16 protein-coding genes are annotated in these 14,092 nt (G+C 59.6%); 6 read left to right on the top strand and 10 right to left on the bottom strand.

What is annotated here, in order from left to right; all coding sequences use genetic code 11:
* Nucleotides 1-110 precede the first annotated feature (110 nt).
* Nucleotides 111-785: a DJ-1/PfpI family protein gene (locus LBK75_07600; GenBank protein MDR1158155.1), complete on the bottom strand. Its 675-nt coding sequence runs from the start codon at nt 783-785 to the stop codon at nt 111-113.
* Nucleotides 786-1,005: 220 nt separating this feature from the next.
* Here LBK75_07600 and vapB point away from each other — a divergent pair, with 220 nt between their 5' ends.
* The 3 genes from vapB to LBK75_07585 are packed head-to-tail and all read left to right on the top strand — an operon-like array spanning nt 1,006 to nt 1,801.
* Nucleotides 1,006-1,242 (top strand): type II toxin-antitoxin system VapB family antitoxin, encoded by a 237-nt coding sequence (gene vapB, locus LBK75_07595; GenBank protein ID MDR1158154.1) that lies wholly within the window; start codon nt 1,006-1,008, stop codon nt 1,240-1,242.
* The gene (locus tag LBK75_07590) at nt 1,239-1,643 is read left to right on the top strand and encodes a type II toxin-antitoxin system VapC family toxin (GenBank protein MDR1158153.1); all 405 of its coding nucleotides are present in this window, start codon (nt 1,239-1,241) and stop codon (nt 1,641-1,643) included. The genes vapB and LBK75_07590 overlap by 4 nt, the downstream gene beginning before the upstream one ends.
* A complete protein-coding gene (locus LBK75_07585) occupies nt 1,640-1,801 on the top strand; it encodes a hypothetical protein (protein MDR1158152.1) in 162 nt (53 codons plus the stop codon). The genes LBK75_07590 and LBK75_07585 overlap by 4 nt, the downstream gene beginning before the upstream one ends.
* Before the next feature lie 68 nt (nt 1,802-1,869).
* Here the strand turns inward: LBK75_07585 and LBK75_07580 are convergent, their stop codons facing one another.
* The 9 genes from LBK75_07580 to LBK75_07540 form a co-directional block, all read right to left on the bottom strand.
* Entirely contained in the window at nt 1,870-3,207 is a 1,338-nt protein-coding gene (locus tag LBK75_07580) for a putative DNA binding domain-containing protein (protein ID MDR1158151.1), read from the bottom strand.
* A gap of 174 nt (nt 3,208-3,381) precedes the next feature.
* Nucleotides 3,382-4,311: a hypothetical protein gene (locus tag LBK75_07575; protein ID MDR1158150.1), complete on the bottom strand. Its 930-nt coding sequence runs from the start codon at nt 4,309-4,311 to the stop codon at nt 3,382-3,384.
* The gene (locus LBK75_07570) at nt 4,286-5,008 is read right to left on the bottom strand and encodes a YebC/PmpR family DNA-binding transcriptional regulator (protein MDR1158149.1); all 723 of its coding nucleotides are present in this window, start codon (nt 5,006-5,008) and stop codon (nt 4,286-4,288) included. Before LBK75_07570 ends, LBK75_07575 begins: the two co-directional genes overlap by 26 nt.
* Nucleotides 5,009-5,103: 95 nt before the next feature.
* A complete protein-coding gene (obgE, locus tag LBK75_07565) occupies nt 5,104-6,381 on the bottom strand; it encodes a GTPase ObgE (GenBank protein MDR1158148.1) in 1,278 nt (425 codons plus the stop codon).
* A 226-nt stretch (nt 6,382-6,607) separates the two neighbouring features.
* The gene (gene rpmA / locus LBK75_07560; protein MDR1158147.1) at nt 6,608-6,868 is read right to left on the bottom strand and encodes a 50S ribosomal protein L27; all 261 of its coding nucleotides are present in this window, start codon (nt 6,866-6,868) and stop codon (nt 6,608-6,610) included.
* A 145-nt stretch (nt 6,869-7,013) separates the two neighbouring features.
* Nucleotides 7,014-7,325 (bottom strand): 50S ribosomal protein L21, encoded by a 312-nt coding sequence (gene rplU, locus LBK75_07555; GenBank protein MDR1158146.1) that lies wholly within the window; start codon nt 7,323-7,325, stop codon nt 7,014-7,016.
* A gap of 186 nt (nt 7,326-7,511) precedes the next feature.
* Nucleotides 7,512-8,669 (bottom strand): aldo/keto reductase, encoded by a 1,158-nt coding sequence (locus tag LBK75_07550; GenBank protein MDR1158145.1) that lies wholly within the window; start codon nt 8,667-8,669, stop codon nt 7,512-7,514.
* Nucleotides 8,670-8,997: 328 nt separating this feature from the next.
* Nucleotides 8,998-9,654 (bottom strand): hypothetical protein, encoded by a 657-nt coding sequence (locus tag LBK75_07545; protein MDR1158144.1) that lies wholly within the window; start codon nt 9,652-9,654, stop codon nt 8,998-9,000.
* Nucleotides 9,655-9,811: 157 nt separating this feature from the next.
* Complete coding sequence (locus tag LBK75_07540) at nt 9,812-10,792, bottom strand: glycosyltransferase family 2 protein (protein ID MDR1158143.1); 981 nt, start codon at nt 10,790-10,792, stop codon at nt 9,812-9,814.
* A 197-nt stretch (nt 10,793-10,989) separates the two neighbouring features.
* On the opposite strand from LBK75_07540, the gene LBK75_07535 reads away from it, so the two are divergent.
* The 3 genes from LBK75_07535 to LBK75_07525 all read left to right on the top strand — a co-directional run.
* The gene (locus tag LBK75_07535) at nt 10,990-11,391 is read left to right on the top strand and encodes a ribonuclease III (protein MDR1158142.1); all 402 of its coding nucleotides are present in this window, start codon (nt 10,990-10,992) and stop codon (nt 11,389-11,391) included.
* 56 nt (nt 11,392-11,447) lie between these two features.
* Nucleotides 11,448-12,317, top strand: a complete 870-nt coding sequence (locus LBK75_07530) for a YitT family protein (GenBank protein ID MDR1158141.1) — start codon at nt 11,448-11,450, stop codon at nt 12,315-12,317.
* Nucleotides 12,318-12,670: 353 nt separating this feature from the next.
* On the top strand, nt 12,671-14,092 hold a 1,422-nt coding region (locus LBK75_07525; protein MDR1158140.1), incomplete at its 3' end, for a hypothetical protein.

The following is a 14,092-nucleotide window of genomic DNA, read 5'->3' as shown; positions in this document are numbered from 1 at the left end:
CCCGGCAAGGCGCCGGGTTCCGCGAATACTTGTAGTATTCAAGGGTTCCGGCAACGCGGCCGAGGCGCAAAAGGGCAAGTCAAATGTATAGATTATTTTTCGACAGACCCTTATTGTTTGTTGTTTATCTTTCGCCAAGTGACGAGCAACCTGTTGCAATATTCTTTCAAATCCGCCACTGAACGACCCGTCACCAAATCGTTATCAACGACGACATGCGATTCATCGGGGAGATAAATGGCACCGGCGTTCTGGATATCGGCAAGAACCACTGTATGACAAATCACTTTTCTGCCTTTCAGCAATTCCGGTGTAGCGGTATAAAGCCATAGCGAATGGCACAAACAACCTTTCACAATGAAAGGATTCGCCATCGCACTTGCGGCAAATCTGACGGCGGCAGGAGAGCGAAGCGTATCAACACTTCCGAGACTTCCCATGGGCGGAATTTCACGCAAACGGCAGGCCACATAATTCGCCGCCACAAGCACAATATCATAATCGTTCGGGTTGTATTTGGCGATTTCTTTGTCGATGAGCATTGTATGTATTTGAGATTCCGGATTTTCCGTGTCCGTTATGTCACAGATTATCCGACGTTCACTCTGCCCCCAAAGATAGGTCATACAATCAACCTGTGCACCGAGCGAACCGAAAAAAGTCTTATAATACTCAACCTCATCGTGTATATACTCAGTTTCGACAAGGACAGCGACTTTTCGCCCCGCCATCTCATTGCTGATATAAGACATACTTTCACCAACCATATCTTGTTCAAATGTCAAAAGCCTCGCTCGCCGCAAACACGGCGAATTATCCCGCTTTTTCAAATTCACTTTTGCATTCTGCCATCAAGACAAAATGAATTTCATCTTCTTTATTATTACATATATTTACATTTTTGTCAAGTATTTCAAGAAATATTTTTTCAAATTCCAGGACCATGCTCCATTACCTCTTGACGTAATATATATTATAGTATATACTCAAGAGGAGGTGATTCGCATGGAAACCGCAAAGCTGTTTGTCAATGGGAAAAGTCAAGCTGTACGGCTCCCCAAAGAGTATAGGTTCTCCGGAGACGAAGTCGGTATCCGCAAAGTGGGAGATATTGTGCTCTTATTTCCAAAAGATGGCGCATGGTCGGGTTTTTTAAGCAGCTCTCCTGTCAGCGACGATTTGGGTGAAACGATTTTAGCGGCAAGACAGGAGCATCTTCAAACTCCGAGGGAATATTTATGAAATATATGCTCGATACCAACACCTGTATTTTTATGCTGAAACACGTTCCTCATGTTTTGTCGGTTTTTGAGTCCAAAAAGAATGACGATGTTACCATTTCCTCCATTGTGCTGGCGGAGCTTGAATTTGGTGTATACAACAGTCAGTCATATGAGAAAAACAGGAACGCTTTGATCGCGTTTTTATCGGTGGTAGCGGTACATTCATTTGACGGAACGTCAGCCGCCGAATATGGCAGGATTAATACAGTGCTGCGAGGGCGCGGCACCCCCATCGGTATCATGGACATGCTGATTGCCGCTCACGCTAAATCCATGCGGGCGACTCTTGTTACCAATAACACAAGAGAGTTTTCGCGAGTGGATGGGCTTGCTTTGGAGGATTGGACAACTCAATCTTGACGCTGCCCAAGGTCAACAGCAATGTGCTGAAAAACAAACGTGCCGATTACGGAAAACGAATTGTCGTTACGCTGTCACGACAATTGACCGAGAAATACGACAGGGGATGCAACGTTTTCGGCGTGAATCCGGCGGCGTCTCCGGAAACAGTACAGTGATGTTTGAGGACTTTAACCGAATGGCTGAGGAACTCGCCTCGTCCTCATCGGAAACAGCGGGACGGCTGTCATTTTGGCAGTTTGATCACCCAATGCCCGCCCTTGGGAGCGCCGACGCGTTCTATTAAGCCTAACGTTTTTAACGTTTGAATATGAACCTGAACATTGCGCGGCGCTATACCGACTTCACTGGCAATGGCTTTTGCAGTTATCCTCGGCTCGGCTTGCATCAGCTCAAGTATCTTAGTCTGAACAGAGTTTACACCGACGTTTTCTACGATGTTTTCTACGATGTTTTCTACGATGCCGACATTGGTGTTAAATCCAATCATGACGTAGTTTGAGCGCACTTCGTAAAATGGTTCCGGCTTGCCCCAAGACTTGCAGGAGTCAGTGATTTTCTCAATGCCGCGCCCCCAAGCCTCAATCTGCCCGGAACGGAAAAACGCGCCCGCAATGAGTGGATTGTGTGGCATTGAAGTGTGTGTGGCAAACAGTTTTTCGACCGTCCAATTTTCAGGCAATCTGCCGTCGTTGTATATCAGCACTTTATCCGGGTATATATGAATGTGAATCGGATTCCCAGTGCTGTAGTCTCTGTGCTGGATAGCGTTCAAAATGGCTTCACGGAAAGCCCGTCTCGGTACAGGAAACGTTTCTATCCGTTGAAGTCCTTCATAACTGATCAGACCTTTGAAATACTTCGTATAGACCAAATCCTCGACCTTATCCGCCATTGTAATAAGTGAGCCGTGGATTTCATCCTGATAGAGAATGTCGGCGGCATTCTTGAAAAGACCTACTTTAACATACGCTCCCGGCACCCAATTCTCAGGGTCTTGGTGGAAAATGAGCAACGCCGCACGCTTTAAGTAGTCGCCATCGACAAGACGCAGACTTTTCAAAAGCATCTCGTCGGTTATCTCCAAATCCTGAGTCGTCAAACGGCCACTTGCTACGGCTTTACGTCTGAATGCTTTAAAAGCGTCGCTTTCGAAGTCATCGAACTTCACATACGGCACGGGAACGCCGTCCCATGTCTTACCCTGTTTGCGGAGCATAAACTCGTCAAGCGCATTGCCTGTGAGCTCTTGTGACGTGCTACCTGAACGGATGTAATAAACGCCGTGATAGCTGATGGGAAACGGGTATGCTCTTACGGTTATTGCGATATATTCCCTGCCATCCGTTTCGCAGGCGGCGATATTGGGTATAATCGCCATCGCGTTCTTGATCTTGTTCGGCAAATCCTCCAAGAGTTTTGCCGTATCTTTGACACCAATGACCACCCCGTCGTCATCGCGTCCAACTTCCAAAGTCCCGCCGGAAGCGTTGGCAAAAGCGCAGAGTGTTTTCATATATTCATCGCGCCAAGTCTCTTTCCATTCAAGGTTTTGATTTTCCACGTCCGAGCCTCCTGTCATTGGCGATCGTCGGATTCATCGTACTCAATCTCTAACATTTCGGTAATGCTGATTGCCACTCACGTTAAATCCATGCGGGCGACTCTTGTTACCAATCACACAAGAGAGTTTTCGCGCGTAGACTTGGTAGAACTGCCTCGGCGGTTTTGGCTGTCGTCACTGTCCGGGAACGGTCACGAAGTCGAAATAGGTGTCTGGGAAGGGTTCGTTTTGGAGGGTGTAGTGCCACCACTCTTTTTCATAAGCGGCGAAACCCTCCGCCGCCATGGCGTCTTTCAGACGCCGGCGGCGGGCCTGTTGGTCGTCGGTCAGTCCAGACGCCCCGTGGTGGGAGAGCAGGCCAAAAAAGTCAAACGGCCCGCCCATGTCGAGCTCCGCCCCGGTCGCCGCGTCGCACAGCGTCAGATCCACCGTAGCGCCCCGCGAATGGCCGGAGCGGCGCGCAATGTAGCCGGACGCCACCAAGGCGGTCTTCTCTATGTCCGGATAGTGAACGGCCTTGCGTACCGGGTCGTCAGGCCCGGCCGCCCAGGCCTGAAAACAATCCACCGCCCGCCGAGGGCGGTAGGCGTCAAAGATCTTGAGCCCCAGCCCCTCGGCCGCGAGCGACGCCTGTACACGCGCCAGCGCCTCGGCGGCCGGCCGGGTCAGTACGGCGCGCATCCCGGCGCCGTAGCCGTCCACCACGGCGCCCGTGAAGTTGTCCTTTGTCGCGTAGCGCAGCGACTCCGCAACCCCCGGGGCCACGTCGCTCACATAGACAAATCCGTCCGGCAGCGGCGCCGGGGCGGAGTCCGTTTCGAAGGCATCCGGCGCATCGGATGCCTTCGGCGGTTCGGACGCCGGGGCCGCCGGGACAGACGGAGAACCCGGCAAAACGGCCGGGGACGGCAAAGCCGGCGGCAGGGTCGTATCCGGGCCGCCGGCGGGGGGGACTGTCGCCTGTATGACGGGGACGGCCGGGGCCGGATCCGCCGGGACGCAGCCGGTCAGCGACAGGCACGCGAGGAGCCACAGCACCGCGCCGGGCCGCCGGCGCCGGGCGCCGCCGCGCGGACGGTCACTCCTCCCAGTTGTGCCAAACATTTTGTACGTCGTCGTTGTCCTCCAGCATGTCCAGCAGTCTTTGCATGCCTTTGATCTGCTCCTCGTCCGTCAGCGTCACATAGGTCTGCGGCACGAGCTCCACCTGCGCCGACAAGAAGGCGTAACCCTTTTTCTCCAGGGTCTCGCACACAGCCCCGAAGTCCTCCGGCACCGTGTAGATTTCAAACACTTCGTCCTCGTCGGCGAAGTCCGCCGCCCCCGCCTCCAGTGCTGTCATCATGACGTCGTCCTCGTCGCGGTCCGTCCGCTCTATGACGATGACGCCCTTGGGATCAAAGGACCAGGCCACACAGCCCGAAGGCCCCAGGTTGCCGCCGTTTTTGTCGAAGTAGTGGCGCATCTCGGAGGCAGTGCGGTTGCGGTTGTCCGTCATCGTCTCGACAATGACCGCCACCCCCGCCGGCCCGTAACCCTCGTAACGGATCGACTCGTAAGTTTCCCCCGCGCCGCCGCCGGCGACCCGCTCGATGACGCGCCGGATGTTGTCCGACGGCACGTTGCCGGCCCGCGCCTTGGCAATGACGTCCTTCAGCCGGGCGTTCGAGGCCGGATCCGGCCCGCCCTCCCGCACGGCAACAATGATCTCGCGCGAGAGCTTTGTAAAGATCTTGGCGCGCTGGGCGTCGGTCTTCTCTTTTTTGTGCGCGATGTTTTTCCATTTTGAATGCCCTGACACAGTCGCTCACTCCTTTCGGGCCCGCAAGTCGGCTTGTTTTTGGATTTTAAGGACTGTTACAAGCAAGCATTCGCACGTGACTCTTGAACAGTCTCTCACTTCACGTATTCAAATTCGCAGTCGTAGATGCTGACGACGTCGCCCTCGACGATGCCCTGCGCCTCCAGACGGGCAAAGAGCCCCGCACCGCGCAGCATCCGGTCGAAATACATGCGGGACTCATAATCCGAGAGATTCACATTGCCCAGCAGCCGCGCGAGCCAAACGCCCTCCACAAGCCAGGTGCGATCCTCGCGCCGGATGGTCATCTCGTCCGGGCTGCCCAAATCGGGCGGCGGCGGGACATATTCGTCCTCGTACACCGTCACCGGCGGCAGGGCCTGCAGCCGGGCGGCCACGGCTGCCGTCAGCGCGTCCACGCCGGACCGGGTGGCGCCGGAGATCGGAAACAGCGGAATGTCCCGGGCGGCCAAGCGCTCCGTGAACGCCTGAAGCGGCCCGCCGCCGTCTGGCAGAAGGTCACATTTGCTGGCGGCCACAATCTGAGGCCGCTCGGCCAGCGACGGGCTGTAGGCGCGCAGCTCCGCGCAGATCGTGTCAAAATCCTCCGCCGGGTCGCGGCCCTCCAGGCCGGACACGTCCACCACATGGACCAGCAGCCGGCAGCGGTCCACATGCCGCAAAAATTCGTGTCCAAGCCCCGCGCCGCCGGCCGCGCCCTCGATCAGGCCGGGGATATCGGCCATGACAAAAGCGCTGCCCTCCCCCACGCGCACCACCCCCAGATTCGGGGTCAATGTGGTAAAGGGGTAGCCCGCTATCTTGGGCCGCGCGGCGGATACGACGGAGAGCAGCGTGGACTTCCCGGCGTTTGGCAGCCCCACAAGCCCCACGTCCGCCAGCAATTTGAGCTCCAGCATGACGTCCCGCTCCTCGCCGGGCAGGCCCGACTTGGCAAAGCGCGGACACTGCCGCGTCGCGGTGGCAAAGTGCCGGTTGCCCCAGCCGCCCCGCCCGCCTCGGGCCGCGAGGTAGCGGCCTTCGGCGGCGGACATGTCGTGAATGACGGCCCCGGTGGCCGCGTCGCGCAGCAACGTACCGGGCGGCACGCGGATCGTCAGATCGGCGCCGCCGCGCCCGCTGCAGCCCTTGGTCCCGCCGTTTTGGCCGCCGGCGGCCTCGTAACGGCGGCGGTAACGGAAATCCATCAGCGTGGACAGGCCGGGATCCGTCACCAGATAGATGTGCCCGCCCCGGCCGCCGTCGCCTCCGTCCGGGCCGCCGGCCGCCACGTACTTCTCCCGATGAAAGGAAACGGCGCCGTTTCCGCCGCGCCCCGCCCGCAAAATGATCTTGGCCGTATCAATAAACATGCATTGAAACTCCCACTTGGGCGCCTCTCATCACCGGGCGCCTCTCGTCACCGGTTCCGGTGTCAACATCATAGACGCACCGCCGACCCCTGAACCGTCGCCGGCGCGCCCAGAGACACGCTTGTCCGCGCCGCTGCGCCGCGAAAAACGGGCCGGGCAAAGCCCGGCCCCGTTCGCAACATGTACGGCAAAAACAGACCCGCCCCGGGCCCTGCCGCGCCCGGTCTCACTCGGCCGGCGCGTAGACGGAAACCTGCTTGCGGTCGCGGCCCAGCCGCTCAAAACGGACACGGCCGGACGCCAGAGCGAAGAGCGTGTCGTCACGGCCGCGGCCCACATTGGTGCCGGGATGGATCTTTGTGCCGCGCTGCCGCACCAAAATATTGCCGGCCAACACAAACTGGCCGTCGGCGCGTTTTGCGCCCAGTCGCTTGGACTCCGACTCGCGGCCGTTGCGCGAGGAGCCCATCCCCTTTTTATGAGCCATGGTGTAGCCTCCACTTATATGATGGTTTACGTGTCAAAAGTCTCGCCCGCCGCTGGCCGGCGATTGATTTCGCTTGTTGCGCGCTATCAGGGTCTGGCGGAACATAGATTTGTCAAATCTGACGCAACGTCTTTTCGACGGACCCTCAGGCCTCGATCTTGCCGATCTCCACCTTCGTGTAGGGCTGACGATGGCCCTGCCGGCGGCGGTATGTCTTCTTGGCCTTCATCTTGAAGACAAGAATCTTCTTGTCCTTCCCGTGCTTCAGCACGGTGCCGCTCACTTTGGCGCCAGACAGCAGGGGCGCCCCGAGCTTTACGTCGTCGTCCGTGAAGACGGCCAATACGCGATCGAAGACCACGTCCGCGCCCTCCTCGGCGGGCAGCTTCTCAAGGAAGAGGACGTCGCCCTCCTGCACCCGATACTGCTTGCCGCCGGTTTCAATGATGGCGTGCATGCATTTCCCTCGCTTGTTCTCAGTCTCGCTCTCGGGGTGGAGAATGCTTAGAAATTCCCACTTATCTAACCCCTACGAAGCGGCCTATATAGTTTACCATTCCCGCAGAGATTTGTCAAGAATTGAAGCCGCATTTTTTTGCGTCATTGTGAGAATGTTCAGCATATTTGTGGTATTGCTATCTCTCTATGCCCCCAGCGTCTCACGCACCACCGGCATCCACCGGCTGATGTCGATGCCCTGCGGGCATTTGGGCTCGCAGGCGGCGCAGCCGACGCAGAAGGCGGCCTGGGCCGAGGGCCCGCCGAACACGGGGAGCCGCTCGTACTCCGCCCGCGCGAGGGCCCTGTCTTCAAACATCAACCCAATGTTGTACGCCTCGAAATTCTTTGGGATATCGACGCCGCTGGGGCAGGGCATGCAGTACGAACACTGCGTGCAGGGAATGCTCTCTACTGCCTTGAACGCGGCCTGGACGCGTTCCATCAGCGCCGCGTCCTCCGGCGTCAGCATACCGACCCGCGCGGCCTTGGCACAGGCGACGTTCTCCCGGGTCTGCCGCATGTCGCTCATGCCGCTCAGCAGGAGCGAGACCTCCGGCATGTCCCACAGCCAGTCGAGGGCCCACGCCACGGGACTCTTTTGCACGGGGTGCGCCTCCCACAGGGCCCGCACCTTCGCGGGCGGGGCGGCGAGCTTGCCGCCGAGCAGCGGCTCCATGACGACGACGCCCAGTCCGCGCGCGGCCGCGTACCGGAGCCCGGCGAGACCCGCCTGGTTCTCCGTGTCCAGATAGTTGAGCTGGATCTGGCAGAACTCCCAGCCGTCGTAGCCGTCCACGATTTGCAGAAAATTTTCGTAGCGGTTGTCGTGGTATGAAAATCCGATGTGTCCTATCTTGCCGGCCCGTTTGGCCCGCTCCGCCTTCGCGAGCAGGTCATAGCGCAAAACGACGTCCGTCCAGCGCTCGCCGCTCAGAGCATGCAGGAGATAATAGTCGATGTATTCGTCCTCCAACCGGCACAGCTGCTCCTCCAAAAACCGGTCGAAATCGCCCGCCCCCTGGATGAGAAACACGGGCGACTTGGTCGCGAGCCTCACCTTGGCCCGGTACCCGTCTTTCAGCGCACGGCCGGTGACCACCTCGCTCTGCCCGCTGTGGTACGGGTAAGCCGTATCCACGTAGTTGACGCCATTGTCGATGGCATACCGGAGCATGGCGATCGCCTCGTCCTCATACACGTCACTGCTGAAGGGCGCGTTGTCTCGCGTGGGCAGTCGCATCATCCCAAACCCCAGCGGCGAAACCTTGTCCTCCAAACGCCCAAATTGCCTGTATTGCATCACAAAACCTCTCCTTCAAAAAACAAAAACCTCTCACTCACTCCCACAGCGCGAACCGGTCTGGCGGGCAGCGCCTCCAACGAAGCGCCCACCGAAAAACGGGAATAAGGCGCACAGGCCATCGGCAGTACGCCGATGGCCCGCGTGACAAGCTAGTAGGCTGTGTCACCTAAATGTTTACCAAGCGTCGGTCTTTTTCCCTCCAGACAGCGTTGGCGGAACCCGCTGATACACGCCAGTATCAGCGGAACCCGCCGCCTTGTCTGACGAAAAAAATCCTCGCCGCTTGCTGACAACCTTTAGATGACACAGCCTACTAGAGCCGTGGTTACTGCGGCGGCAGGGGCGGCACACCGGGCCCTTGCGGCTGATACCCCGGCTGCGGCGGCTGCTGATATTCCGCGGGCTGATACCCCGGCTGCGGCGGCTGATACCCCGGCTGGGCCGGCGGCTGCTGGTAGGCGGACGCGTCGGGCGCGGGCTGGTAACCCGGCTGAGGCGGCGCCTGGTAGCCCGGCGCATACCCGGCCGGCCGCTGCGGAGCGGCCCCGCCGCTCATGACCTGTGAACGGATGATGAAGTAGCCGATGGGATAAAAGATGGCCAGCACCACGGCGCTCTGCGGCCGGTAGCGCTTGAAGATCTCCATGTTGATGAGCACGGTGAGCGCGTAAAACCCGAGGCTGATCAGCCAGCCGAGCACGGCGACGTCGCCCAAAAGCATCACACCGGCCAGCGCGGCCAACATGACGCTGAACTGGTTGAGCTTGAACTTCCCGATGTATGGATCCGGCACCAAGAGCCCAAGCAAATAGTAGTTGCAGACCGGCACCCAGGCCATCCAAGCGAATTTCGCGTACGGACTCTTTTTGGCCACTTCCATGAACCCCAACGCATACAGCACCCAGAGACCTAAGGCAATCACCAGTGTGAGCACTGCTGTGACGACAGCCGCCGCGCTTCCGTACAAGAACAAATTATACATGGACATACCCCTCCTGACCAGTTTTGAGCATCTTCCGCACAGATATCTTAACACCTGACACGCCAAAGCACAAGAAAATTTTATGAAAAACCCCAGATTTTTTCCCGCCTCGGTCCGGTGGAGCCCCGTCGAAGGCTTTTATTCCATTTTTCACACTTTATTTTCGTCCGCTGGCAGCCGCTGCGTCCGTACACGGCTCGGCTGGAGGCGTCTGCGCGAACCCCACGGCATCCGCAACGATATACAGCGGCCGCCGCTTGGCTTCGTCGAAGAGACGGCCGAGATAGACGCCCACGATGCCCAGCATGAGCAGAAGCACTCCGTCCGCGAACAGCGGCAGCGCGAGGGTCCAGCCCGGTGCCGAACGGCCTGTCAGCCACAAAATGAGCGCGATGAACAGATAGACGGCGCAGCCCGCCGTAAGCAGCCCGCCCAGGTAGATTGACAAGCGCAGCGGTTTGTAAGAGAATGACGTGAGGGCGTCTCCGGCGAGGGCAAGCATCCTGCGCAGCGGATACTTGGTTTCGCCGGCGAAGCGCTCCTCGCGCACATACTCCACGGCTGTCTGAGAGAACCCCACCCAGCTCACGAGCCCCCGCACATAGCGGTTGCGCTCGGGCAGCGCCTGCAGCGCCTCGCACACCCGCCGGTCGAGCAGGCGGAAGTCGCCGGCGTCCACCGGGATGTCCACATCGGTCATGGCCCGCAGCACACGGTAGAACAGCTTGGCGGTGACTTTTTTGAGGATGCCCTCTCCCTTGCGTTTCAGGCGTTTCCCGTAGACGACCCGGTAGCCGGCCTTCCACCGCTCGATCATGGCCGGGATGACTTCGGGCGGGTCCTGCAGGTCGGCGTCGATGACGATGACGGCCTCGCCGGCCGCGTACTCCATGCCGGCCGTGATGGCGGCCTGGTGACCGAAGTTGCGGGCAAACGAGAGCAGCCGGAGGCGCGCGTCCCCCCGGCAGAGCGCGCCGGCCTTCTGCGGCGTCGTGTCGCGGCTGCCGTCGTTGACAAAGATGATCTCATACGGCTCGCCGAGCCCCTCCATGACCCCGGTCAACCGGCGGCAGGTCTCCTCGATAACCGCCTCCTCGTTGTAGACGGGTACGACGACGGAGTAACGGACAGTCTGCATACCACAACCCCCAACTTGACAATTGATAGTTGATAATTGATAGTTGATAATTTGGGGGACGACGACGGTGCGATATGGCGCGGCGCGTCGTCAGAGAGGCCCCAAAGAGTCAGATCATTATATCATAGGCGGGCGGGCAATACAACGTTCGGGATACCCGCATACCCGCCGGATGAGAGGAAAGGATGAATATTTGTATGGAGTATCTTCGCCCGGACTGCGACCCCGCGGCGCTGCACGCTTTCCACACCCTGGCGCTGGCCCATGTGGGCGACGGCGTGTTCGAACTCATGGTGCGTACGCGGCTGTGCCTGTCCGGCCGGATCACGGCGGGCGATCTGCACCGGGAAACCGTGCGCCGCGTGCGCGCCGGCGCCCAAGCCGGATACGCGCGGCAGCTTTGGGAGATGCTGTCGGAAGAGGAGCGCGCCGTCTTCCGGCGCGGCCGCAACGCCCAGACGCGCGCCGTCCCCCAAGCGGCCACGCGGGAGGAATACCACCTCGCCACAGCGCTGGAAGCGCTGTGGGGCTATCTGTTTCTGACCGGCCAGGCGGCGCGGCTCGAAACGCTCTTCGCCCAGCTGCCCATAGACAATTGACAGTTGATAGTTGATAATTTTCAATTTATGGATTATCTTTTGGAGGTGCTGCCCTGGTGCGAACGAGGCATGTTATAGACGGCGCGGTGATCTTCGCGGGGGCGTTTTGTTACGCGGCGGCCGTCGTCGTGTTCATCGCTCCCAATGTAATCCCGCTGGGCGGCGTGACGGGGATCGCGCTGCTGCTGGGCGGCACGCTGTCGCTGCCGGTCGGTACGCTCACACTGCTTTTGAATCTTCCCCTGTTTTGGCTCAGCCTGCGCTTCCTTGGGCGGAACTTCCTCGTGCGGACTCTGGCGGCCACCGTGCTGTCCTCCCTGCTGCTCGACGCGCTGGCCCCGCTGGCCGCGCGGTGGGCGCTCACCTACAGCGACAATCCCCTGTTGGCGGCTCTGTATGGCGGCGTCCTCTCCGGGGCCGGCCTGGGACTCGTCTTCTCCCGGGGCGCCACCACCGGCGGCAGCGACATCCTGGCCCGGCTGCTCCGCCTCAAATGGGAGCGCGTCGGTCTCGGCCGCCTCAACCTGATCGTAAACGCCGTCGTGGTGCTCATCTCTGCGCTGGTCTACCGGAGTCTGGAGAGCGCCCTGTACGCGCTGGTCGTCCAGTATGTGACCTCCGTCGTCATGGACAGCGTCCTCATGGGGCAGGACAACGCCGCCGCCGCGTTCATCATCACCCGAGACCCGGCGCGGGTGTCCGATGCTCTCCTGCACACCCTGGGCCGCGGCGTTACCTCCCTGTCGGGCACCGGCATGTACTCTCGCGAGGCGCGCGCCGCCCTGCTGTGCGCCGTGCGCGGCCACGAGATTACCCAGCTGAAACGCCTGGTGGCGGAGGCCGACGCGGACGCCTTCTTGATTGTCATGAGCGCCCGCGAAGTGCTGGGCCGAGGATTCAAACGGCACGAGACGCTGTCACAATAGAGAGATTTTTGCGGCCTTAAAAGGCTATACTTTATTAAAAATGAGCAAGCTGCGTGGAATGCGCTCCCATAGCCTTGTGAATATCTGTCAATATGCATCAAGCGGTGCGTATGAGGAAAATGCACAGAGATTTTCCATTTTCAAAAAGGTATATTTTTACATATCTCCACAATATCGAGCACCTTGTCCACGGTCTGTTTTCTTGTCGGCCAACTCAAAAATGAAGTGTCGTTCCGGTTTTGTTGTGTTGTGTTCAACCCATTCAGACAACTTCTTTTTCAGGCAGGTTTCAGGGAAATGGGTGCGTGGCGTTTTTTATCACTTTACACTGTAGGAGGAGGTTGACCCATCCCATGAGACACACCAGACATCTCAGTCGGCTCCTGTCACTCATCCTGGCCTTCGCGCTCACGGCTTCCCTGCTCACCTTGGCGGTGCCGTCGGCGCTGGCCGACTCGGATCCGCCCCCGACATTCCCCTTCACCAAAGTGTATGACTTCTACGACCCCGATGTGGAGGCCGGCGCCCGCCTCAATGACCTCATCTCCCGGATGACGCTGGACGAGAAGATGGCCTCCGGCGTCGGCGCGCGGCTCGGCGTCAGCGGCAGTCGTAGCGGCGGCGGCGAGGGCTTGCACGGCGTCGCCTGGGAGGGCTACGCCACCGTGTTCCCCAGCTCGCTGGGTCTCTCCCAGAGCTGGGACAAGGACCTGTTTGACAAAATCGGCGACGTCATCGCCAAGGAGTCCCTCGCGGCCAACATCAACGCCACCGGCCGTCTGTCGCCGGTGGTCGACCTGCTGCGTGACCCGCGCTACGGCCGCGCCTACGAGACGCTGGGCGAGGACGCCTATCTCACCGGTAGCCTCGCCACCGCGATGGCGGGCGCGATGAACGGACGGACCGAAGACGGCTACCAGCAGTTCATCCCGATCCTGAAGCACTTCATGGCGTACAACGTCGAGATCAACCGGCTGTGGGTGGCCAGCTCGTTCTCCCCGCGCAACACAAACGAGTACTACAACAAGGCCTTCAAGTACCCGGTCTCGGCGGGCGCTTCCAAGTCGCTGATGAACTCCTACCCCGTGGTAAACGGCAAACCGATGTCCGTAAACCCCCTGCAGCACGACCTGCTCTACGAGTGGACGCCCGACTACCCGGGCACCGGCCACTACGAGTACACGACCACAAACGACTACGGCAGCGGTTCGAGCATCCTCGTGCACAGCCAGCGCTACTTCGACGACACCACAAACGGCCGGGCGTTGGGCATGGCCCAGGGCACAAAGAACGGCCAGCAAAGCTGGAGCTTCCGCAACTACGGCAGTGCCGACGGCTTGCGTTACGAGGCGCTGGCCCGCGGCATGGCGACCGAGCAGGATTTTGAGGAGAACGCCCGGCGTTCGCTGTCGATGGCCCTGCGCCTCGGCGACCTGGACCAGCTGCGCATCGCGAACCCCTACTTGCAGGATCCGCTCACGCGGTACGGCCCAAACCGCGCCTACCAGATCGAGCGCAACCGCGACGTGGCGCTCCGCGCCGCCCAGGAGCAGATCGTCCTGCTCAAGAATGAAGACAACACCCTGCCCCTCAAGGGCGACGACGTCGACAAGGCCGTCCTGCTCGGTCCGCTGGCCGATCAGGTGCTGAAAGACTTCTACTCCGGCAGCTACACCTACCGGATCACGATCAAAGACGCGCTGGTCAACAAACTGGGCGCGGCCAACGTCTCCTTCAACCGCGCCGTCGACACCGTGGCCATCAAGGCCCCGAAC

It is taken from the genome of Oscillospiraceae bacterium, from assembly GCA_031265355.1.
In the GTDB taxonomy this organism is placed as follows: Bacteria; Bacillota; Clostridia; order Oscillospirales; family UBA929; genus JAIRTA01.
This window is presented reverse-complemented; position numbering and strand designations above follow the sequence as displayed.

Coding starts and splice junctions, on each gene's coding strand:
- rpmA (MDR1158147.1), bottom strand. CDS start 6,868: ATGGCTCATAAAAAGGGGATGGGCTCCTCGCGCAACGGCCGCGAGTCG.
- LBK75_07550 (MDR1158145.1), bottom strand. CDS start 8,669: ATGCAATACAGGCAATTTGGGCGTTTGGAGGACAAGGTTTCGCCGCTG.
- vapB (MDR1158154.1), top strand. CDS start 1,006: ATGGAAACCGCAAAGCTGTTTGTCAATGGGAAAAGTCAAGCTGTACGG.
- LBK75_07590 (MDR1158153.1), top strand. CDS start 1,239: ATGAAATATATGCTCGATACCAACACCTGTATTTTTATGCTGAAACAC.
- LBK75_07575 (MDR1158150.1), bottom strand. CDS start 4,311: ATGTTTGGCACAACTGGGAGGAGTGACCGTCCGCGCGGCGGCGCCCGG.
- LBK75_07535 (MDR1158142.1), top strand. CDS start 10,990: ATGGAGTATCTTCGCCCGGACTGCGACCCCGCGGCGCTGCACGCTTTC.
- rplU (MDR1158146.1), bottom strand. CDS start 7,325: ATGCACGCCATCATTGAAACCGGCGGCAAGCAGTATCGGGTGCAGGAG.
- LBK75_07545 (MDR1158144.1), bottom strand. CDS start 9,654: ATGTATAATTTGTTCTTGTACGGAAGCGCGGCGGCTGTCGTCACAGCA.
- LBK75_07540 (MDR1158143.1), bottom strand. CDS start 10,792: ATGCAGACTGTCCGTTACTCCGTCGTCGTACCCGTCTACAACGAGGAG.
- obgE (MDR1158148.1), bottom strand. CDS start 6,381: ATGTTTATTGATACGGCCAAGATCATTTTGCGGGCGGGGCGCGGCGGA.